This window comes from Leptothrix toolikensis (SeqCode) (assembly GCF_057922285.1).
The window spans coordinates 1-3,403 of sequence record NZ_JBYSVC010000140.1 but is presented as its reverse complement, the minus strand read 5'-3'; the positions used below and the strand labels follow the sequence as shown (position 1 = coordinate 3,403).

The 3,403-nt window shown below is 62.4% G+C and carries 3 protein-coding genes and 1 pseudogene; 2 read left to right on the top strand and 2 right to left on the bottom strand.

Features of this window, described 5'->3' with window-relative positions; genetic code table 11:
* Positions 1 to 50: 50 nt before the first annotated feature.
* Entirely contained in the window at positions 51 to 989 is a 939-nt protein-coding gene (locus AC3VI7_RS12470) for a CobD/CbiB family protein (RefSeq protein WP_489671112.1), read from the top strand.
* Between the two features lie 25 nt (positions 990 to 1,014).
* On the opposite strand, the gene rsgA is transcribed toward AC3VI7_RS12470, so the two are convergent.
* Complete coding sequence (gene rsgA, locus AC3VI7_RS12465) at positions 1,015 to 1,923, bottom strand: ribosome small subunit-dependent GTPase A (protein ID WP_489671113.1); 909 nt, start codon at positions 1,921 to 1,923, stop codon at positions 1,015 to 1,017.
* Positions 1,924 to 1,952: 29 nt separating this feature from the next.
* A complete protein-coding gene (locus AC3VI7_RS12460; RefSeq protein ID WP_489671114.1) occupies positions 1,953 to 3,221 on the bottom strand; it encodes a M48 family metallopeptidase in 1,269 nt (422 codons plus the stop codon).
* Positions 3,222 to 3,307: 86 nt separating this feature from the next.
* On the opposite strand from AC3VI7_RS12460, the pseudogene AC3VI7_RS12455 reads away from it, so the two are divergent.
* A pseudogene (locus AC3VI7_RS12455) lies at positions 3,308 to 3,403 on the top strand (oligoribonuclease); the annotation flags it as partial.

Genomic DNA, 3,403 nt, shown 5'->3' with positions numbered 1-3,403 from the left:
CAGGGACGATTTGTCTCGTTTAAGCGACATCACCCCGCTATCATCACACCATGAGTTTCCTCGCCGTGTTATTGGCTTTGATTGTCGAGCAGATCCGACCCCTGCAATTGGCCAACCCGGTGCATGCAGGATTTCTGGCGTGGGCGCGTTGGGCGGGGCTCAATTTCGACGCCGGCCGCGAGCGCCATGCGTGGGTGGTTTGGTCCGTTACCGTGGTCGCCCCGGCCTTGCTGATCAGCCTGATCTATGTACTGCTGGACCACTACAGCGTGGTGCTGGCCTTGGGCTGGGATCTGGTGGTGCTGTATTTCACCTTGGGTTTTCGGCAGTTCAGCCATTACTTCACCGATATCCGCGACGCCTTGGAGCAAGGACGCGAGGATGAGGCGCGCGCCTTGCTGCGTGATTGGCGTCATCTGGATGCCACCGAGTTGCCGCGCACCGAGCTGTTGCGCCACGTCATTGAGCATTCGCTCTTGGCCGCGCATCGCCATGTCTTTGGGGTGTTTTTCTGGTTTGTGCTCGGCTCGGCCTGCGGTCTGGGGCCGATGGGCGCGGTGCTGTACCGCATGGCTGAATTCGGTTCGCGCTACTGGGGCTACAAGCAAGCGCGCGAAGCTGCACCGACCTCTGAGCGCTTGATGCGCCGTTTCGCTCAAGCCTTTACCTGCATCGACTACGTGCCGGTGCGTTTAACCGCCGCCGGCTTTGCCGTGGTCGGTAATTTTGAAGAGGCGGTGGGCTCTTGGCGGCAATACGCCGGCCTTTGGGCAGATCGCAATATGGGGGTGTTGCTTGCCTCTGCGGCAGGGGCCTGCGGCGTGGCCTTGGGTGGGCGTCAGCCGCTGGCCACCGATGAACAAGCCAGCACGCCCGGGGCCTCACCCCAGTTCGCCCATTTGCGCTCGGTGGTCGGGCTGGTGTGGCGCTCCGTCGTGCTCTGGATGCTGCTTTTGGCGCAGCTCTCGCTGGCCAATTTGCTGGGCTAAAGCGTTGGGGTTGTGACCGTGACCGTCACCACACAGTGCGTTGCAGTTCTTGGCGCAGCTCCAGATAAATCCGGTGCCGTGAAGGGCTGATCTCGCCGCGCTCCAAAGCCGCGAGCACCGAACATCCTGGTTCGTGGTCGTGGCTGCAATTGCTGAAGCGGCAGTGCTCGGCGTGACGCTGCAAATCGGGCATCCACGCGGCCAAATCGGCCAGCGGAATGTGCTGCAAACCAAATTCTTGAAAACCGGGTGAGTCGAGCAAGGCGCTGCCTTGATCGCGGTTCAGCCAATACCAGCGCGTGTGCGTGGTGGTGTGACGGCCCGAGTTCAGCGCAGTAGAAATCTCGCCCACGATGGCTTCGGCCTGCGGCAGCAGCCGGTTGACCAAGGTGCTTTTTCCCGTGCCGCTCGGGCCCAGCACCAACGTCGCCCCTTGGGCCAGCTTGGCTTCAAGCGGTGCGATGTCCGCGCCCTTAAGCGAGGTCTCGATCACGTCGTAGCCCATCGCCTTGTAGGGCGCTAAGCGCTCACGTGCCAGCGCAGCCGCTTCGGGCAAGTCGATCTTGTTGAGCAAAATGGTCACGGGCAAGCGCGCTTGGCCGGCGGCGATCAAGGCGCGGCTGAGTTGGCTCTCGCTGAACACCGGCTCGGCCGCCACCATCACCAAGACGTGGTCCAGATTGGCGGCAAAGGATTTGGTGCGCCATTCGTCTTGGCGATAGAACAAATTCTTGCGCGGCAAGATGGCTTCGATCACGCCTTCCTCACCGCGTGTATCGGTCGAGCGCCAATGCACCCGGTCGCCGACCACGCAGTCGCTTTTCTTGCCGCGTGGGCTGCACCGAATGTGCTTGCCGTCTTGCGCTTCCACCAGATAGTGGCGGCCGTGACCGGCTAAAACCAAGCCGGTGTTGAGTTCAGGAGAAGTTGACATCAAGGCGTCCTAGGTGGTGTGGCGGTGGATCAGCGCCGCAAACCCAGGGCCGCGAGTCGTTCGCTGGCTGGGGGATGGGAGTAGTAAAAGCGCACGTAGAGGGGGTCAGGGGTCAAGGTGGAAGCGTTGTCGTCGAAGAGTTTGACCAGTGCCGAGGCCAGATCGCCCCGATTGCTTTGCTGGCCCGCATAGGCGTCAGCCTGATATTCATGGCGGCGCGAAGCGGCCGACATCAGCGGCCCGAGCAAGAAGCTAAACACCGGCCCAACCATCATCACCAGCAACAAGGCCACGGCGTGATTCGGGGCCACCATGTTGGGCACCACGCCCAAGCCAAGGTAGAAGTTGGGTTGATTCATCAGCCAGCCAATCAGTGCCAGTGTGCCCAGCCACAGGCCGAGCATCGTCACCATGCGCTGCTGCACATGGCGGTGGTGGAAGTGGCCCAGCTCGTGCGCCAGCACCGCTTCGACCTCGCTGGGTGTGAGGCGCTTGAGCAAGGTGTCAAAAAACACCACCCGTTTGACCGGACCGAAGCCGGTGAAATAAGCGTTGGCATGGGCGGAGCGGCGGCTGCCGTCCATGACGTAAAAGCCTTGGGCGCGAAAGCCGCAGCGCTGCATCAAGCCTTCCACGCGGCGTTTCAGTTCCGGGTCGTCAAGCGGGGTGAACTTGTTGAACAGCGGTGCGATCACGGTGGGGTAGAGGCCCTGCATCAGCAAGACAAAGGCCGCCAGCGCCGCAAAAGCCCAGAGCCACCACAAGGCCCCCATCGAGCCCATGAGCCACAGCACCAGTGCGGCCAAGGGCAGGCCGATCACCATGCCCACAAGGCTTTGCACGAGCTGATCGCGCCACCACAGCGCCGGGGTGCTGCGGTTGAAGCCGAAGCGTTGTTCCAGCTTGAAGGTGCGCCACGCTTCAAAGGGCAGATCCAGCAGCCCGCCGACGGCGCTCACCGCCGCGATCAAGCCCACTTGGTACGCCAGTTCGCCCCAGCGCGGTTGCAGCACCTCCCGCAGTGACACATTGAGCGCATCCAGCCCGCCCAGCAGCGTCCAGCCCACCAGCACCATGGCGCTCCAAGCGGCGGTCAGCAGATCAAAGCGTTGGCGAGCGATGGTGTAGTCGGCCGCCTTCTGGTGTGCGGCCAAACTCACCGCACCGACAAAGTCGGGCGGCACCGCGCTTCGATGTGCCGCCACGTGGCGGATCTGGCGCGTGACCAGCATCATGCGCAGCACAAGGACTGTGGCCAAGGCCACCGCGAAAGCAAGGGTGAAAAACAAGGCGCTCATAGGGGCGCGATTCTCGCCGATGGCGGGCGGTCTGGGAGAATCGCCGCCGCTTTAGCGCTTTAGCCATTGGTATCGGAGAGAACACCATGAACCAAGAGATCTTGCTTGCCCGCAACGACCAGAACCTGATCTGGGTCGATATGGAGATGACCGGGCTCAACCCGCAAACCGACCGCATCATC

Bases quoted from the DNA above. Each gene is read 5' to 3' on its own strand.
- AC3VI7_RS12460 (WP_489671114.1), bottom strand. From the start codon at position 3,221: ATGAGCGCCTTGTTTTTCACCCTTGCTTTCGCGGTGGCCTTGGCCACA.
- AC3VI7_RS12470 (WP_489671112.1), top strand. From the start codon at position 51: ATGAGTTTCCTCGCCGTGTTATTGGCTTTGATTGTCGAGCAGATCCGA.
- rsgA (WP_489671113.1), bottom strand. From the start codon at position 1,923: ATGTCAACTTCTCCTGAACTCAACACCGGCTTGGTTTTAGCCGGTCAC.